Raw genomic sequence first — 16,068 nt, 5'->3', positions numbered from 1 at the left:
TTGCGGAACTCTGGAAAATGCGCGGTGAAGCAGCGCGTCAGCTTGGCGAGGACATCGGGTGACGCGTCCTGTTCTCGCGTGTCAGCCGAAATTTTTCAAGCCCTGCCGGAAAGTGTCGGGTACTGAGGTCTGCATGGGTTGGTGGTGCGCTGGAGCCCTGGTTATCACTCCAGGACAATGCGAGAGTCAGACGGGTCAACTCGTACTTTTGCCGTCACCAATAATTTCGCCGTGAGGCGTGGAATTCACGCCAATCACCGGCACGTTATCCACACGGTCGTATACGCCATGATGTTGGACCGGTGAGTCCCGGAGCGTCGAGCCGACATGCTTCACAGAAGAGCCGTCCGATCAGATGCGTCTGCCCGGCACGCCGGGCCCCAGGGTCTGCCCCGGTCCAGGGTTGGGCCCGCCTGTATGTCAGCCGTAGCCTGGACTCCACCACGCTGCCACTGCACTCGTCGAGGTGCTCAGGCCTGGGTGAGAGCAGGAAAGGTCAGCAGGCGCTCGCGCCCATGCTGGTGCCACAGGGTGTAGACCGGGCACCAGGCATCCGGGCGCCAGAGCGCCGCGGCCCGGAAGGGCACGCTGGTCGTGTCGCCCGGTCCTGGCGGATGGGTGACGCCGCTGTTGCTGGTTCTGCGCCGCTCGGGGTCAGTGCGAACCACTGCTTCGTGCACCGCCGAAGCGACGTAGACCTGCTCGTCCATCGCGCCGCGCGGCAGCAGATTGCCACGTTCGATCAGACGAAGCCCCTGGAACCCGAACAGGTCCAGCGCCTCAATGGTGGGGTGCTCGTAGACCGCGAGAATGCACGGAACGCCCAGGTTGGTCAGCAGGTCTGCCGCCGTTGGTCGGCGCTGTCCCTGATGAACGAGATCGTGCTGCAGCTGAAGCCGGCCGCCGGCTGAGATGTGCCCGGCTTCAGCCTGCTGCCGGTAATGGGCGGCGAGTCCAGCCAGGTACGCCTCACGGTCCGGAAAGGACCAGGGCACCACGGCCGGCGTGAAATGCACGGGGGGCGTGAACTCGAGCAATACACGCATGGCCCGGCGCAACTCGGTGGCCTGTGAGACCGTCAACTTCGCGGGGTTGCTCAGCAGGACGCGGGTCAGCCTGTTGCGGGCCTCCTCTGCACGCTTGCCCGGCTCGCCAAAAACCGCGTCGATCATCCGGGCGTACGCCGGCCAATCTCTGTGGGCCAGCTGCAGCAGCGCCAACAGATCCAAGACGTCCTCGAGCCAGCGCAGATCGCGCGGCATGAAGTGATTGGCCTTCCTCAGGCGCCTCAGTTCGTCGGTCATGTGAGCGCGCTCGGCTGGGGAGGCCACCAGATGCAGCAGCCCTTCGATGTGACTCAGCATCGCGCTCTCGTCCTTGAAGCCGTCGCTTGAGAGGTTACGCAGGCGCATGGCGACGCCCAGGTGGCCCTTGACGGCCATCTCCAGCTGCTTGGCCGTGATGCCCGAGACGTCCTCGAAGCAGTTGAGTCCCGAGTGCAGCGTCTTGCCGCCGACCTCAATCACGACCTGACGCTCGGCCTTGGCGTCGGTGTAACACAAATTGCACGCGTTGCGCGACGCGTACAGGATGTAGCCTACGAGGTGACACACCTGGCCACGCCGGATCTGCCCTTTGGACATGCGCGCCGTAAAAGGAATCAGCAGCCGCGCTTGCTGCAGCAGCCGTGGCGTCACCGTGGCCCCGGTGAGGAGATGCAGGTCACCCGAGCACAGGGCGACACCTTTACCGTGAAACAAGTCAGGGGAATCAAGGGGGCGGGTCTCCTGGATGCGGAATGAAGCGGCAGCTCCAGGATCCTGGCAGTCCTGGCTGAAGGAAATGCTGGCTCACACAGTACACATGCACAGTACCATTGCCCCACCAGCCACGCAGTGTCCGGCGCACATCAGCTGCGCGAGCCGCGCTGATAGAAGTGGAACGCCTACGGATGAAGGCCGGTGGTCCTGGCTATCATTACCTGCGGCCACAACGAGGAACCCGCATAGAGAAGTGTCGGGTCCGGGCCTAAGACAAGCGCTGAGCCCGTTCCAGCACAGCCTTCACTGCGCTGGCGGTCACGATGCCCTCCGCCTGGTAGCTGCGCCAACCCGAGGGGAGCAGAGCCAACACTTTACTGCCAGTGCCGGCTCAGCGAGTTTGCTGGCCGTTCCGTCTGCCCCAGCTGCTCAGCTTGCCGCGCGAGGGCATCGAGGAAGTGGCGAGCATCCCGCAGATGATCGAGGACCGCGGGCTCTGTGGGAACGATTTGGCTGACCGCAGACGAGAAGACTTCGTGGAAGGATGGCGCCTGAGTCTCCATACGTCAGGAGTAGAGCGCAGCCGTAGAGGGCCCATGAATATGGCGGCAACACAGTGGTGCTGACACAACTGGTCCTTGCCCTCTCTGGCGGCTCACGTATCCAGGCCCACCACGTCCCTAGGCCTATCCTTTTGCTGCCCTTGAGCTGATGAATGCTCATCCCATGACTGCCCCGGCCACGAATCCGATTGGGCCGTGGTGACCAGAGTGATTCCACGACGAAGGCGCCTTCAACATGTCCAGGGCCTTCCAGCCTGACGCTGCAAGCTCGACGAGGAATCGCGATGGACAAGGCCCTGAGAACAGGACATGCTGAGGGCGTGCCAAGCCACCAGCCCTGGGCCGATCATGAACTGGACGAGCTTGTCGCAGACTACTTCACCATGCTGGCCCTGGAGACCCAGGGAAGACCATTCAACAAAGCGGCGCACAACCGGACCGTGGGAGCCGTGATTCAGCGGTCCAAAGGGGCCCTCGAGTTCAAGCGCCGTAACATTTCCGCGGTCCTGGAAGCGCTCGGGATGCCTTGGGTTCACGGGTACCTTCCTGCCACGCACTTCCAAGCGGACCTGGTTCCTGCCGTGCAGCGGTACCTTCACCGCAGAGCCGCACAGGTCAGTGCAATCATCGATACCGTTCCCAAGGCGGTCGACGATCTGCGAATCGTGGAAGTGCCCGCACGCCGGGCCGCAGCCGTCCCACCGGAGCTCCAGCGGCTCGTCCAGAAGTTCGACCCTCTGGAGCGTGACTTGCGCAATCGCACGCTCGGCGAAGCGGGTGAGCGTCTGGTGATTACCCACGAACGCCAGACGCTCATCGCCGCTGGACGAGACGACCTCGCCCGTGAAGTCGAGTGGTCCTCGAAAGTTCATGGGGACGGCCTGGGGTACGACATCCGGTCGTTTACGCCTGTAGGGGAAGAGCGGCAGTTGGAAGTGAAGACCACACGCGGCTCAGCCCGTACACCCTTCTTCATGACCCGGAACGAAAAGCGCGTTGCTGAGAACCTTCAACGCACGTACCGTCTCTGCCGCGTGTACGCGTTCGGGCGCCCGGATCAGGCGATGTTTATCCTTGCGCCTCCGCTCAGTGACGCCCTGCACTTTGCCCCTGAGACCTGGCGCGTCGGCTTCGCCGAGTAAGCGCTCTTCCCTGCAGTTGTCAGCCTTTCAGTGTGCCGTGACTGACGAAATTCAGTCATAGGCGCTATGACAATGGTGTTCAGGAAAGAAAAACGTCTTCATCGTCGGTGCGCCGCCGCGGCACGTGGGGCACGAAGCGCAGCGTGTCACCTGATGCCAGCACCGCCCTGACCTCCTGCTCGAACGGCGTGCCCGCCATGCCCGCGCCCGACAGGTGCAGCCAACCCCGGCTGCGGCTCATCGCCGTGAACAGTTGGTTGCGCACCGCGAGGTCCTGCTCGTCGAGCCCCACCTGATCCAGTCCCAGCACGTACACCACGTCCGCCTCGTTCCCCTTCGCCCGGTGCACGGTGGTCACTGTGACGGCCCCGTCATGCCAGAAGCGGTTCGGCTCCTTGTTGTCCCCCTGCCGGTTCACGCCACTCGCGGCCGGCACGTAATACGGAATGCCCGCCCGGCGCAGCGCCCCTGCAGCGGCGCCCTGCACGTCCACGGCCCAGCGCCCCACGGTGATCACCAGGATCTGGCGGGAGGGCGCCAGCCCTTCGTGCAGATCCCTCTGGATCTGGCGCACCAGTGAGGCCACTTCCGCCTCCCGGTCCGGGTGATGTTCGAACGTCACCAGGGGCTCGCCCGTCAGTGTCTGCAGAGGATGCGGACTGTTCGCCGCCGGCCGGTGCAGCGTCACGGGCTCCTTGCTGTTGAAGCGGCCCTGCACCTCGTAGCCCAGGCGGTCCCAGTCTTCCTTGCGGGTCGGGCCGGACAGCATGCCGCCCGCGCGCAGCAGGCCCATCCCCAGCGCGTGTGCCGCCACCAGGATCGGCCCTGGCGTGCGGTACGACACGCGCATCACTTCGGACTTCCCGATGCCGCCCTTGTATGTGGCGCCGGACCCGAACACGTCCTGCCAGGAATCCCCGAACAGGGTCTTCGTGTTCGGAATCATCAGGCTGTCGAGGCTCTGCGCCTCGTCGTACGCCCAGATCAGGCGCTTGAGGGCGGGCGCTGGCGTGTCCAGCTCGAAGAGGGTGGGTTCGGCCGGGACCGGCCGCAGCGCGCGGTGCGCGAGCCAATAGAACGCCTGTCGCTCGGCATACCGCAGTTCCGGCGCTTCCGTCACGAGGTCTTGCCCCTCATCGATCAGGATGGCGTCGAAAAACTCCAGACTGGCCTGCTGATCCTCGGCCTTCTGCAGCAGGTCATGGGCGCAGTAGATGAGGTTCTTGGCCGCCTGGTACCCGTACGGCGTCTCCGCGACCGTGAGCGGCCGGATGCCCGCGTGGTCCGCCAGCACCCGGTAGAAGCCCGGCTGGTCCCGGGAGCCCCAGGCGTGCAGAATGCGCAGCTTGTGCTTGGCGTCCGCGAGCCGGGTGTCCCCACCCGAATGCAGGCGCAGCCAGTGATCCACCTGCCCGGTGATCTGGTCGTAGAGCGAGCGGCTGAAAAACACCAGGGCGATGCCCCACTCTGGATGCTTGAGGTGCATGTTGGCGGCCTTCTGGGCCAGCAGAACAGTCTTGCCGCTCCCAGCGAGGCCACGGATGCGCTGCGGACCGGGCGGTACGGTCTTGGCAATGCGTTCCTGCTGGAGGTCCAGGGGCCGCTCAGCTGCGCGCACCGCCTGCACCAGGGCTGAGCGGGTCTGGGGCGCGGCTGGGGCCGGTTCCCCCTTCGGTTTCGGAATATTGCCACTCGTGCCGAATGCGCGCTGCAGCGCGGCCCACTGCGCCTCATCGAGCGGCTGGCCCTGCGCGACAAGGGGCGTGCGTTCCAGGGCCTTCATCAGGCGGGCGGGCGTGAGCTGATCGCCGTGCAAGAGGGGCGTGTCGCCGATGAGGGTGTTGAATGGCGCGTCGTCCCACTCGTCACGGGTAATCAGCGGCGTGGCCACGATCACCCGCCCCGGCACGCGGTCGAGGCCCGGCCGGCCGCGCAGGGTGCGCATGATCACCTGCAGCTGAGCCTTGGCCTGCTCGTAGGGATTGATCTCGGTTTTCCCGAAGTACGGACGGGCCAACTGCCAGCGGTAGCCGCTGACGGCCGCGATGTCAGGCAAGTGGAGGCTTTTGACCTCAATGACGATCACGCCCAACTCCGGATCGATCACCAGAATGTCCGGCTCGCGGACGGTCGTCTCGCTGACCAGCGGGTAGCGCCACCAGCCCAGCGCCTCACGGTCCTGAAAGGCGGCTTTCACGGCCTCGAAGACCCGCTGCTCGCCCTGCTCACCGGCGAGATGGAAGGCTTCGGTCTGCAGAAATTCGGCCATTGGGCGCAGTATGCCCGGTTTTGCCTGCGGCCGCAGGCCATACCTGCCGCGTGGGCCGGGCTGTGACCTGTGCCTTCCGGCGCTGGTCGTTCACGGTGTGGCCAGTGGGCGGAACACCTGATGAGTCGTGGCCTGGCTTCACGCGCCCAGAGGTGTGACGGTCAAGGTAGGAACTCACAGGTCTGGTCCCTCGACTCTCACAGTTGCACCATGAGGGACCAGACCAGGCAGGAAAAGCGCTGAAGTGCAGTGGGGCAACTGCGCCCGCCTGTACCACCGCCCGCGAGGATGGTGCTGACATGCGGTTCATGGCCGCCCACCCATGCCGTACCGTGCGGTCATGCGTGTTCATCCCGCCGGGTGCCTAGTAACCGTCCTTGGTCTTCTGGCCCTGCCGGCCCTCACGATCGCCTGGTTTGCCGTGCTGTTCATCGGCGGCTTCAACGACAATGGTGATCCGGAGGCTGCGGCGAGCATTGCGCGCCTCCTGGACACGATCAGGACGTCAGGCTACGTCGCCATGGCCCTGGCGGCCCTGGGCGCGGTCTGGGCCGTCGGGTTCCCACTCTGGCGGAACCGGACGGCGTCTCCCCCACCTGGCACGGCAGCTGAACCGGCACCCAGCCTTTCAGTCTCGGCGGGGCCTCCCCGGCCGGCGCGCCCAAGCGGCATGCCCATCGAGAAAGCTGCGCTGGTCTTCGGCGGCCTGCTGATCGCTGGCGTGACCCTCCCGGTCGGGTGTTTCAAGGTGCTGGAATTCACGACGGCAATGGAAACCCGCTTCGAGCAACGCAACAAAGAGGCCAGTGCCGGCCGTATCCTCGAGCGCCTGAAAGTGGCCCTGACGCAGGACGGCGTCCTCCGGGTCATTTCCTGCCCGGCCGATGATGTGCCCAGCAACCTCTACATGCTCAAGGCCACGTGCTTCGCCTCGGATGAGGGCGGCCAGGCGGTGGGAGAGGTCTACGCGCGGGCCCTGATTCGCCTGAAGGTGGATGAACTTGAGCGGCAGGTCACCATCAAGCCGCAAGAAGGCTGGTCCTCCAACTACATCGACGATCCCGAAGGGCGTGACCCTGACTTCAACGCCGTGCAGTTCCGCATGGAGTACCTGAGCCGCGACGCCAAACAGTCCTGGCGGAACAGCACGGTGTGGTGGAGCCGGCAGTCGTTCCAGACCTTTCTGGCCGTCGAGCCGGAGCTGTGAATCACGGTTGAGGCGCACAAAGGGCCCGACAAGTTTGGAGTGCGCGGAAACCCGTGGAGCGTTCGCGCTTCCCACATGACCGGTCAGCGCCGACTGAAGGTCGGAACCTGTGACGCTCTGCAAGAAGATTGTGACGATCAACGCACTAGAAACGAAAGCGATTTCAGTTTTAACTCCAATATCCGAGAGGGGGCGCGCTTTGCCTACGTACAGACAATGGAACGATGCGCTGATCGAATTCTTTACCTACGGCGCGCCCGTCGGCAGCACCATCTACCTCAATGTCAGCGACCGCACCCTGCAGCAGATCGGAGAGCAGTTCTGGGGCGAGGCCCCACAGCTCGACTGGTCGGCCGACTACCTCGCCGCCGTCCGGACGGCGCTGGTCAAGGACGGCTGCGTGTTCCCGGAAATGGTGCGGGGACTTGACAAGCAGGGTCGGCCACAAGGCGCCGCGTTCCTGGGCGTCCTGGTGCTTGTCGCGGCGCGTATGGACAGCGACGCGGAGCAGAGCATCAGTGAACGCGACTACTTCACGCGCCTGAACGACGCGCTGGGCACCGAGCCCACCAACGGGCAGATCAAACGTCCCAAGCACATGAGCACCGGCGCCGAAGGTGAAGAGCCGCTCTGGCAGGTGTGGGCGGCATACCTGCGCTCCCGCGGGTACCTGCCGACCGCTTCGGGCGGCAAGGGTGCCTGGAAGTACGTGGGGTACGCGGTCAGTCAGACACTGATCCGCGAGCCGGAAAAGCGCCGGCTGTTCCAGGTGTTCGAGGGTCGGCACTGGGGCACGGACCCCGATCCGGAGCTGCTCGTCAGTTTCCTGCGCCACGAGGACTTCCTGCCCGCGCACGTGCGTACCCTTCTGGGCCGTCACGGTCTAGCGGCGGAGGACGTGCAGCACGCGGTCGCCGAGGTGTACCGAGAGTGGCAGGAACGGAGGCACGAAGACGGACATGACGCGCGCAGCGCAGCGCACCGTGTCCTGAGCCGGCACCTGCAGGCTGGACTCTACCGCTCTGAACACTGGCGGACTGGAGAGGTGCAATACACGCTGTTTCCCCGGCAACCGCGCGGACTGAAGCTGCTTGACATTCAACTGAGCCTGCCGGACGGTCCTCAAACCTTGCTGGTCGAACGGCCCGGGTACTACGCGCCGCTCGGCGAGGTGACACCCACGCACCTGGAGGCCGGCCTCCAGGTGCCCTTGACGGGCCATCCGCAGCTTGACGCCTTGTCCCTGCCGGCCCGCTCCTTCTGGACGCTGCGCGCCGATCCGGACAATGCGGGGGCGTTCGCCTCCCTGGGGCGGCCGACCGTCGGAGAGCACTTCCTGCTGCTGGTCCGGCGGGAGCTGCGTGAAGACCTCCTCTCCTTCCGGGAGCAGGGCCTGATGCAGTGGGAGACCGAGCAGCCCTGGGAGGGAGGCTGGACGGAGTTCACGGGCGTCATGGTGACCGCCAACCACTGGTCGGATGTGGGCCCGGTCAAATCGCGGGAGTTGCTCGACGCCCTGCGGCCCGCCAGCGGGATCTCGATCGGCGTGGGCAGTGGACTGCGGGTTCCACAACTGGGCGCGTGGCTGGCCGACGCACCTCCCGTCCCGACCGTCCACGCCTTTTTCGCCGAGGCGTTCCTCACGGTCAGCAAGGACGGCGTGACCCTGTTCGCGGAGACGGTTGAACCGAACAAGCCCGTGAACGTGCCGTGGGCTGGAGCGGGAGACTACGAGCTGTCCGCCGAAGCAAGGGGGCAGGGTCAGGTCCGGCTGGTGAAGCTGCTGGACTGGGCTGAGTTGCCGGCACCCAGCGCGAGCCTGCTCGGCACAGTCACGAAGGAATGGCAGGCCAGCGGTGAAGCGTACCGGCTGACCGGCGCGCAGCTGAAGAGCGGAGGAACGGCATGACGGGTCAGGGACGCATGGACATCGGGCAGCTGCGGGGGCAGGAGGCGCGGAAGCACCACGGGAAAGTGCAGTGGTATCAGGGCTACAGCGGGCGAGGCAAGGCCGACACGCTGATTGAAGGGCTCTCGCGGTACGTCCAGAGCCGCCGGCTGACAGACACGGTGTGCGGCCTGCGGGTCGAGCGCCGCCCGAAAGGAGAGTTCTACTTCTTTCTGACGCTCGAGACGGATTATGAGGGTGTGCTGCCGGACGATATCCGGGAGACACTCGAAGAGTGCCCGTTCCTCAAGTTTGGCGCGGGCGGACCATACGACCTTGAGACGATCCGGACGATGGTGAGCGGCGAACTCAAGATGAAGGCGCTCGGGCAGTGCATCACGTACCGAGTGCTGCGCCAGGAGCAGGCGGACGACCCGTTCCGGGCGGAGCCAGAGGTCGGCCCGGGCACCCTCGGCGTGGCGGCCGAACGCCTCCTGTGGTACCTCAGCGCGCTGGGCGGCGGCGCCTGGAGCACCTTCCACTCGGCGTGCGCTGCGCTGGGCGTGGGTGACGCGTCCCGCCGATTGGCCCGCACCCTGCGGCTGCTGGGTCACCTGGAGGTGAGCGGCGACGGAGACCGCTGGAGCGTCACGCCAGAGACAGTGGTGGAGGTGACGCGTCCCGGCGATGAGCCCCTGCGCTACCTGACTGGTGCCCGCGCTCCGCATTCGGGCGGCCAGCCGGACCTGCAGCTGGACGCGCCTGCGCGCGTGCAGGCCGCAGACGATCACGGACTTTCCGTCATCACCGATCCCGCGCTCGCCCTCACTGAGCGGCTCCCGACGCTGGCCGAGTTCCGCCGCGGCCTGCCGCTGGTCGGAGGCATCAGCGCTGTGCGGCACCATTTCGCCAGGTTCGACGGCCTGACCTTCCGGCCAGGACCGCTGACTGGAGAGCCGGGTCTGTACGAGGTAACGGCGGAGGGGGGGCGCACCCTCACCCTGCTGCATGGCGGGGGCACAGACTGGCGGCGGGGTGACTGGTACGGCCTGCGCTACCTCACGCTGAGTGAAGCCGAGCTGCTGGTCGACGGGCAGTACGACCCTGACAGCCGCCAGCTGGCCCTGCCAGCAGATCAGCGGCCGCCCGAACTGTACGAGCGCGCCCTGGTGCTGTGCAGCGGCCTGATGCCAACCGAGCGCGACCGCTGGCTGGTGTACCAGAACGTGTCGCCTGTAGTGGCCGCGCGGCTCGCGGCGCTCCTGCAGGTCCGGCTGGTGACGCACGAGGTGGCGGCGTGAACGACGCCCTGGGCATTCAGGAGCGCCTGGAGCGAATCTACCGACTGTACGTGGAAAGTGCGTTTCCACTGCGCTACCCCACGCTGGACGCGGAACGTCGCGCGCTGCTGGAACGCCCGGGTGTGCTGGCGCAGCCGCCACTCATTGAGCCGGTGGCCACCTATCCCAGCAGCGACTGCACGCTCGCGCAGGCGGCCGCAACCCTGCCCGCAGCGTACGCGGACCTGGCCACGCTCGCTTCTCCCCTGTTTCCCGGGGACCGTACCCTCTACCAGCACCAGCTGGAGGCCCTGCAGGCCAGTGTGGCGGGCCAGGACGTCGTCGTCACCACCGGAACAGGCTCCGGCAAGACGGAGTCGTTCATGTTGCCCTTGTTCGCTGCCCTGGCGGCCGACAGCGGGACCTGGACGCCACCGGGCCCCGCACCCGCAGGCCGGGCGTGGTGGACCTCCAGCGGCGACCGCGTTCCGCAGTGGGGTCACGTCACCCGGCCGCACGCGATCCGGGCGCTGGTGCTCTACCCGCTCAACGCCCTCGTCGAGGACCAGCTGCGCCGCTTGCGCTCGGTGCTCGACAGTCCTGAAGTCACCCGCTGGCTCGACCAGGCACGGCACGGCAACCGCATCACGTTCGGACGGTACACCGGCCTCGCGCCGCTGCCGGGCGGGCGGGACCCGAAACGGGTCGAGCGGCTGCGCGAGCGCCTGAAAGAACGTGCCGACGAGTGGAACGAGGTGAGCCGGGAACTGCAGCAGCGCGGTGACGGGTCTGAGTACCACTTCCCGCGGATGGACGGCGGCGAGATCTGGAGCCGCTGGGACGCGCAGGACACGCCGCCGGACCTGCTCATTACCAACTACTCGATGCTCAACATCATGCTGATGCGGGCCCTGGAGCAGGGCATGTTCCGGCAGACCCGCGAGTGGCTCGCGGCGGACGAGCGCCACGTGTTCCACCTCGTGGTGGACGAACTCCACGCGTACCGAGGCACGCCCGGCACGGAAGTCGCCTACATCCTGCGGCTGCTGTTCGAGCGGCTCGGCCTCACGCCGGACAGTCCGCAGCTGCGCATCCTCGCCACGTCCGCCAGCCTCGACGAAAGCGAGAAGGGCCGCGCTTTCCTCAGCGAGTTCTTCGGCCGGGATCCGGGACGCTTCCAGATCATCGGCACGCCCGCCAGCGCCCCGCAGAAGGCCGTGGACCTCACGCCGCATCGGGAGGCGTTCACCGCCCTCGCGGAAGCGCACCCGGCCGAGCTGCTGGAGTCCGGCCCGGTGACCGTGTCCGAGGACGCGCAGGCGGCCCTCACGCGCGCGCTGGGCGGCGGCCCCGGCGGGCTGACCCAGGCGCTGGAGCAGGTGGGCGTCCCTGAGGCCCTGCGGGCCGCCTGTTACGATCCGGCCCTGCGGAGCGTGCGGGCCACGGGCGTGCAGGAGTTGAGCCGGCGCCTGTACGGCACGGATGACCTGCGGCCCCTGCGCGGCACGCTGATGGCGCTCGCGACCGCAAAGCTCTCGGGTGGAACGGCCCTGCAACCGGTGCGCTCGCACCTCTTCTTCCAGAACGTGCAGAACCTCTGGGTGTGTACCCGCCCGGACTGCGGCCGTGGCGAGCGCGAGACGGACGCGCCGGTCGGCAAGCTACACGACACGCACCGCCTCACCTGCGACTGCGGCTCACGCGTGCTTGACCTGATGGTCTGCGAGGTCTGCGGGGAAGTCTTCCTCGGCGGGCACCACCGCAAGGACAGCGGGGAGACGCTGCTGAGCGCCGACCACACGGACCTCGAAGGGGCCCCGGATCAACTTGACAGCCGGACGTACGCCCGGTACGCGGTCCTCTGGCCGGTCGAGAGCCATGAGAAGGCAAAGCCTGAAACCCCCTCGTACGACTGGCAGCGTCGAACACGGCGCTGGCAGGCTGCCTACCTCGAACGCGCCACCGGCAAGGTGTACGCCGCGGCGCAGGTCCGGCAGGTGACGCCAGCAGATGACCTGCAGCCTGTCTGGCAGTACACCGTCCAGAGCGCGCAGGTTGGAGACGCGAACAACGAGAGCGCCTTCCCGCCCGTCTGCCCGTGCTGCGACACGGACTACCGCCGGCGCAAAGTCCTGCCCACCCCCATCCGCCACCACCGCACCGGCTTTCAGAAGGCCGCTCAGGTCGTCGCCAGCACGCTCATGCGCGAGGTGGACAGGGAGAACCGCAAGCTCGTCGTGTTCAGCGACAGCCGGCAAGACGCCGCGCGGCTCGCGGCCGGAATGGAGCGCGACCATTACCGCGACATGGTGCGCGTGACGCTGCTCGCGGCTCTCCAGGAATCCAGCCAGGACCTGGAAGCGGCTGTGAGGTCCAACTTTCACAGGGCCCACGATCAAGAGAAGGCGCTAAAGCTCCTCAAAGAGGTCAACCCAGCTCTTGCCGAGCGGGCCACGCGGGACTTACTCCCAGACGATGAGGACAGAGCAGTGCGCTTTGGAGCCACGCCGATGGCGGCCATGGCCCTCACGCTCTTCCTAATGGGTCACCCGCTGCCCGAGAACCAGCGTAAGGACCTGCTGGACCTTCTCTCCCAGTACCCAGCGCGGGTGCCGCTCGGACAACTCCGGGAGACGGTCTTCAACCGACTGCTCGAACTCGGCATCTGCCCAGGTGGGAACACCATGCGGGCCCTGTCCTACAAGGAAGGCAACGTCGACGAGCAGCCCTGGTACATGGCGTTCAATTGGGCCCGTGACGGTGTGTCCGTGCGCAACCAGCAGAACGCGAAGGACCATGCCCGCACCCTCGGGGACCTGCTGCTCGCGGAAATCATGATGGTGCTGTTCACCCATCAGGTGCGGACGCTGGAAAGCATCGGTCAGGGCCGGATTCACGCGCCGCTGGAGGGAAGCTCCGTTTCCGTTCAGGAAGCCACGGACGCCATCGTGCGTTACCTGGGCGTCAAACGCCTGTACGCTGACTCGGAGTTCGTGGAAGCGGGTGACGTGACGGCCCTGCCCCGGCCCGTGCGCGATTATCTCGAACTGCTGGGCCAGGACGAGGACAGCGTCACGGGTCTCCTTCAGCGGGGCGGGTACACCGAACCCAGCGGGACGAGCGCCATCCTGCGGGCGGACAACCTCGTCCTGGTGGGCCAGGGGGAGGGCAGCAGCTACCGCTGCGGGAAGTGCCGCGCCCATTATCTGCATGCGGCGGGTGGGCGGTGCATCCACTGCGGTGGCAACGTGGCCCGAGAAGAAGCACGGACGCCGCAGGACGCCACACACGACTACTACACGTACCTCGCGCGCGAGTCGGGCACGTCCTTCCGGCTCAACGCCGAGGAGCTAACAGGCCAGACCGATGCAGATGCCCGGACCCGGCGGCAACGGCACTTCCAGGACGTGTTCCTGAAAGGCGAGAATCCCCAGGCGAACGGCGTGGACCTGCTGAGCGTCACTACGACCATGGAGGCCGGCGTGGACATCGGCAGCCTGAACGCCGTGATGATGAGCAACATGCCGCCCCGTCGCTTCAACTATCAGCAGCGCGTGGGCCGTGCGGGCCGGCGCGGTGCGGGCATGAGCCTCGCCGTCACGCTGTGCCGCGGCCGCAGCCACGACCTGTACTACTACCAGCACCCGGAAGCGATGACTGGGGACGCGCCGCCTCCACCGTACGTGGACGTCGCAAGCGTCACGATCTTTCAGCGGGTGCTGATCAAGGAGGTGCTGCGCGAAGCCCTTGGGGCACAGACGCCAGAGGAAGCCGAGCGCGACAGCGTACACGGTGAATTCGGTACGGCGCAGGCCTGGCTGGAACTGCCGGAACGGCGCGCGGCCCTGGAGCGGTTCCTGACCTCGGAAGAAGGGCAGGCGCGCATCCATGCCCTCACCCAGCAGTTGACGGCGGGCACCCGGTTGAGCGAGGCCCGCGTTCAGCAGACCCTGCGGGATCTGGAGCGGTTGCCCGAACGAATCGACCGCATCGCAGGGGACGAACGGTACGTGCAGGACGCGCTGAGTGAACGTCTCGCTTACGCGGGCTTACTGCCGATGTTCGGCTTCCCCACCCGCACGCGGCTGCTCTACCTGGACCCCCTGACCCGCATCAGAGGGCAGAACTTCCCGCCCCGCGCCACCGTCGACCGGGACCTGGAGCAGGCCATCAGTTCGTTCGCACCTGGCGCGGAAGTGGTCCGGGACAAGCGCGTGCATACGTCTGTAGGGGTCGCGAACCTGCACCCGAGCCCACGCGGTCTGGCCCGCGTGAGTCCCGGGCTCTACCCGCCATTGGGTCAGGACAACCCCCAGCCGCTCGGCGTGTGCCGCACCTGCAGGGCCGTCCATGAATCCGCAGAGCTCGCCGGGCAGGAGCGGAGTACCGTCGAATGCCCGACGTGCGGGGAGACGAACCTGCGGGTGATGGACGCCCGTGAGCCACGCCACTTCTACACGACCGGCGAGCCGCGCGACTACAACGGCTTCTTCGAGATTCGCGGTTGGACCACCCGGCCGACCATGGCGGTGACGGAGGAAGGTCCCACCGTCAGTGTCAAGAACGCGGTGTTGGCCAGCAATATCGAAGGGGAACCCGGCGAGATCCTGACCTTCAACGACTACAGCGGCCGGGGTGGGTTCGACTTCGTACCAGAAGCCAACATGGCCCTGAGCGGGGCGTATCGGGTGAGCACCGAACCAACGCCAGCTGCACACAGGAATGCCCGGGGCAAGCGAATAGCCCTTCTCGCGCGGCGCCGGACAGACACGCTGCGGATCGGGATGCAGGCGTTTCCAGCCCATCACGACGCTCCGCCGGCGCAGGTGGAAGGGCGCGCAGCGTGGTACAGCCTGGCGTTCGCGCTGAGGAATGCCGCCTCTGTGATGCTCGACATCGAACCTGGCGAGCTCGACGGTGGCATCTACGTCACGCGACGGGGAGAAGAGGCGCAGGCGCAGGCGTTCCTGAGCGACCGACTGGAGAACGGCGCCGGGTACGCCACACACCTCGCGGTTCCTGAACACTTCACCGAACTGCTGAGCCGTCTTGGCCAGGATCTGGGCGGCATCTGGGCGGAGCATGCCTTGTCCTGCGATACAAGTTGTGCCCGCTGCCTGCGCGACTACACGAACCTCTCCTTCCACCCGCTTCTCGATTGGCGCCTTGCCCTGGACATGGCTGCCCTCCTGCGCGGTCGGCCGGAGCTGCCGTTCACCGGCAGCCACTGGGAAGCGCTGGTGTCCAAAAAAGACTCCCCTATCCTCAGCAGCCTCCAGCAACTCTTGTTTGTGCCCTTGGAAAAAGCGTCTCCGCTCCCCGTCTTTACAGGGCGTGGTAAGCACAGAGGGAAAACGCTCATCGTCAGTCATCCGCTTTGGACGGAAGAACACCCTGACGTTCAAGCGGCCCTCCAGATCGTTACTCCCCATTCCGCCGACCGACCGCGCATCACCAACCCGTTTATGCTGTTGCGCCGGCCGTCGGACGCACTGTGAAAAATAGGCCCTACAGAACTTAGGTCATTCCAGGACGGACAAACGACTTCTATCCATGCAGCTCTGAGGCGCCCAAGACCACCCGGCGCCTCAAACGTCTGGCTGATGACTGCAGAAGATCGACATAGAGCCCGAGGAAGTCGAGCAGGCCGAGGGTATCAAGGATGTGGTCTCCTGGAGCTCATTCGGAAGCAGGCCAAGCAGATTGACCAGCTGATGGCAGAGCCCCTAAAGCCGAGAACGTACGGCTGAAGAAGCGGAGAGAAGAGCTGAAACGTCGCCAGGCGGCCTGCTCCAGGGCATCGTTTACGGACCTGGCAGGAGGCCCTCAAAACGGTTCTGGCAACTTAACGCTGATAGGCTGCCGAGCTGTGACTGACCGGAAGCCCTATCGACATCGATTCCCGCTGAGTGTCATTGGGTATGCCCTGCGGCTCTACCACCGCTTCCCCCTCAGCCAG

At 66.2% G+C, this 16,068-nt stretch carries 7 protein-coding genes and 1 pseudogene; 6 read left to right on the top strand and 2 right to left on the bottom strand.

Annotated elements, in window-relative coordinates:
- Window positions 1–470 precede the first annotated feature (470 nt).
- Window positions 471–1,697 (bottom strand): hypothetical protein, encoded by a 1,227-nt coding sequence (locus tag C8263_RS18155; RefSeq protein WP_146160783.1) that lies wholly within the window; start codon window positions 1,695–1,697, stop codon window positions 471–473.
- 910 nt (window positions 1,698–2,607) lie between these two features.
- Between C8263_RS18155 and C8263_RS18145 the strand changes: the two genes are divergently transcribed.
- On the top strand, window positions 2,608–3,465 hold the full coding sequence (locus tag C8263_RS18145; protein ID WP_107139528.1) for a protein NO VEIN domain-containing protein: 858 nt from the start codon (window positions 2,608–2,610) through the stop codon (window positions 3,463–3,465).
- A gap of 79 nt (window positions 3,466–3,544) precedes the next feature.
- Here C8263_RS18145 and C8263_RS18140 read toward each other — a convergent pair whose 3' ends face one another.
- Complete coding sequence (locus C8263_RS18140) at window positions 3,545–5,734, bottom strand: ATP-binding domain-containing protein (protein ID WP_107139527.1); 2,190 nt, start codon at window positions 5,732–5,734, stop codon at window positions 3,545–3,547.
- 340 nt (window positions 5,735–6,074) lie between these two features.
- Between C8263_RS18140 and C8263_RS19115 the strand changes: the two genes are divergently transcribed.
- From C8263_RS19115 to C8263_RS18120, 5 genes and pseudogenes are all read left to right on the top strand, one after another.
- Window positions 6,075–6,941, top strand: a complete 867-nt coding sequence (locus C8263_RS19115) for a hypothetical protein (RefSeq protein ID WP_146160782.1) — start codon at window positions 6,075–6,077, stop codon at window positions 6,939–6,941.
- Between the two features lie 130 nt (window positions 6,942–7,071).
- Window positions 7,072–8,850, top strand: coding sequence for a hypothetical protein (locus C8263_RS18130; RefSeq protein WP_146160781.1), 1,779 nt, complete (start codon window positions 7,072–7,074; stop codon window positions 8,848–8,850).
- A complete protein-coding gene (locus C8263_RS19415) occupies window positions 8,847–10,130 on the top strand; it encodes a hypothetical protein (protein WP_158263858.1) in 1,284 nt (427 codons plus the stop codon). The genes C8263_RS18130 and C8263_RS19415 overlap by 4 nt, the downstream gene beginning before the upstream one ends.
- Window positions 10,127–15,607 (top strand): DEAD/DEAH box helicase, encoded by a 5,481-nt coding sequence (locus C8263_RS18125; protein WP_158263857.1) that lies wholly within the window; start codon window positions 10,127–10,129, stop codon window positions 15,605–15,607. Before C8263_RS19415 ends, C8263_RS18125 begins: the two co-directional genes overlap by 4 nt.
- Window positions 15,608–15,978: 371 nt before the next feature.
- Window positions 15,979–16,068 (top strand): annotated as a pseudogene (locus tag C8263_RS18120) (IS6 family transposase); the annotation flags it as partial.

This window comes from Deinococcus arcticus (assembly GCF_003028415.1).
Classification (GTDB): Bacteria; Deinococcota; Deinococci; order Deinococcales; family Deinococcaceae; genus Deinococcus; species Deinococcus arcticus.
This window is presented reverse-complemented; position numbering and strand designations above follow the sequence as displayed.

Excerpts from the sequence above, each read along its gene's own strand:
- C8263_RS18145 (WP_107139528.1), top strand. The coding sequence starts at position 2,608 with ATGGACAAGGCCCTGAGAACAGGACATGCTGAGGGCGTGCCAAGCCAC.
- C8263_RS18140 (WP_107139527.1), bottom strand. The coding sequence starts at position 5,734 with ATGGCCGAATTTCTGCAGACCGAAGCCTTCCATCTCGCCGGTGAGCAG.
- C8263_RS19115 (WP_146160782.1), top strand. The coding sequence starts at position 6,075 with ATGCGTGTTCATCCCGCCGGGTGCCTAGTAACCGTCCTTGGTCTTCTG.
- C8263_RS19415 (WP_158263858.1), top strand. The coding sequence starts at position 8,847 with ATGACGGGTCAGGGACGCATGGACATCGGGCAGCTGCGGGGGCAGGAG.